We start from the raw sequence: 2,180 nt of genomic DNA, 5'->3' as shown, positions 1-2,180 counted from the left end.
TGTGACAATTATCTTATTTACTAATTTTTTTCCTATCTCCAATTATATCCGACAGCTCGAGAAATCAATCAGTTACTCTGATATCGGTAATTGTATGTAACGGCCCGGCTGGCTGCTGTGCTTATTAGCGTCGGCTTTTGTGCACGTTGGCAAAGCATGGCAGCTCGCCATTGTTGTGTGTTCGTGTTATTTTATCCTTTTATATTTCCTTTTTATTCCGTCCTGATTTTCTATTATTAATTTCTCTTTTGTTAATTCAATTATATCCTCAATCCCTTCCCCAAACATATAAGTCATGTAAATTGATATTTTGCCATTTCGCCACTTGAGTTCAGGTATTGGTTGACATGATTCAATCTCTTGAAAATCAGAATTTATTTTGTAATTATTATATTCTTGAAAAACTCCTTTCCCATTTTTTCGAAAAGTAAATTCAATAACATTCCATCCTTCTTTCTTTTTGACTTTTTGAAGTTCGTCTTTAATGTATGTTTTATATACCACTTGGTTGCCATCTTCAACTTGTAGTTCCTTCAGGTTATCTTTTTCGTAGATTTCTAATAACCATATTCCGTTTAGTTTGGTTGCAGTCTTAGCCATTTCAAGGTTTTGTCCTCTAGCAAAAAATGGAAAGGCTAAAAAGATAAACAAAAGTTTGAGGTACATAAATTTGAAAACTAAAAATTTAAAAAGTCTAAGATTAACCTCATGACACACAACGTCCAAGCTATGCCCAGTAAGGGGCTTTAATGCGCCAAACTTTCGGGCTTGCACTTAGCCAAATCGTTGATTTGACTTTATAAAATGAAAAAGTTAAATAATACAAATCAACGATTTGACGAGCTTTTTTAGAGCACCAAGCCTTCAATCTAGCAGTTTCCCCCTTATTGGGTATAGCTATTGTTGTGTGGCGTTTCTAATTATTTCTTTTAACTCATCTGTTCCGTAACGATTTATTATATCAATTGAATCCTTTGACAACAGATTGGGATTTGCCCCATTATCTAAAATCCACCTAACCAATTCTGTGGTATTCGTATTTATTGCGGTCATGATGCTAGTATTCAAAATCATTCCTTTATTTATGTTAATATCAACACCTTTTGAAATCGAATACTTTAAACCAGCCAATTCGTCATTATGAACTGCATAATAAACTCCTTGATAATCATAGTTGGAAAACTGAGCACCGACATTTAGTAGATACTCAGCTGTCTCAATTTGAGAATAAGCGATTGCATTTTCTAGAGCAATGTCAATTTCGAGTTGAGTATACCCCTGCTTCAACAGATTTTTCAATTCAATTAGATTTCCGTCTCCTGCTAGTATTGCAATTTTATAGTCCCTTGAATTTCCCATTTCTTAATGCCACACAATGTTAGTGTAAAAATAGTAGTTTTGGTTGTGCTGATGGTTTTGTCCGACTATTATTTTTACATGATGTTATATTGAGTTCTTTTTTACGCCTTTAAATATCAAATTTTCTCTCCACATAGAAAGTCATTTTCTTTGTAAAAACAGAACGTAGTGAGCGGTGTTTCTCCTTTTTCTTTTTCGCCCCTAAGATTTTTAGTTTCAGATATGGTTTATAAGATGATGGTATCAACCGTTTCTGAAATGGTAACAAGCCCCAATTCCTTCGATTAAAAAAGAGATTTCTTTAGCCGTAAAGGGTTGATTTTGTGATCGAAAACGGCTAACTTCTTTACCAAGTCTTTGAAGACGTTTCGACACGTCTACAAGTAGAAGGCTTTCTTACTTGCACGGTCTCACCGCTAAGACTTGAAGTCGCCCTAAAGCGACCCTCTTTTTTTAATCCCCTCTCTTGTTAAAAAATCTTACGGCTTCTAATTACGAAACACAGATCATTCACATATAACGGCCCGGCTGGCTGATGTTCTTTCTTAGCGCCGGATTTTTCGCGCGTTGGCAAAGCATGGCAGCTCGCCATTGTTGGCTGTGGTTTTTTTTCTATTAGCTTTCCCAAGTTATGTGGTCAAATTTTCCGCTATTTTTTGTATTGACAACAAGTAATTGATCGCAGTATTCATCATCAATCTTTATTGAATAATCAAAAGTCCCAAAATACCCAATTTCATTCTCTTCATTTGGATATAACCCAACTCTTTTTAGCTCCAATTTATTTAATAATTCTAATTTTTGATTTTCTAAATTTTGAG

At 34.6% G+C, this 2,180-nt stretch carries 3 protein-coding genes; all 3 read right to left on the bottom strand.

The genetic code is table 11. The features are described 5' to 3' along the window. Window positions 1-186: 186 nt before the first annotated feature. Window positions 187-600, bottom strand: a complete 414-nt coding sequence (locus tag E1171_RS02455; RefSeq protein ID WP_155203737.1) for a hypothetical protein — start codon at window positions 598-600, stop codon at window positions 187-189. Between the two features lie 297 nt (window positions 601-897). Further along, window positions 898-1,359 carry an ankyrin repeat domain-containing protein gene (locus tag E1171_RS02450; protein ID WP_155203735.1) on the bottom strand — a complete coding sequence of 154 codons (462 nt, stop codon included), beginning with the start codon at window positions 1,357-1,359 and terminating at the stop codon, window positions 898-900. Window positions 1,360-1,974: 615 nt separating this feature from the next. Next, on the bottom strand, window positions 1,975-2,180 hold a 206-nt coding region (locus E1171_RS02445), incomplete at its 5' end, for a DUF2004 domain-containing protein (RefSeq protein WP_155203733.1).

It is taken from the genome of Xanthovirga aplysinae, from assembly GCF_009711365.1.
GTDB lineage: Bacteria > Bacteroidota > Bacteroidia > Cytophagales > Cyclobacteriaceae > Xanthovirga > Xanthovirga aplysinae.
This window is presented reverse-complemented; position numbering and strand designations above follow the sequence as displayed.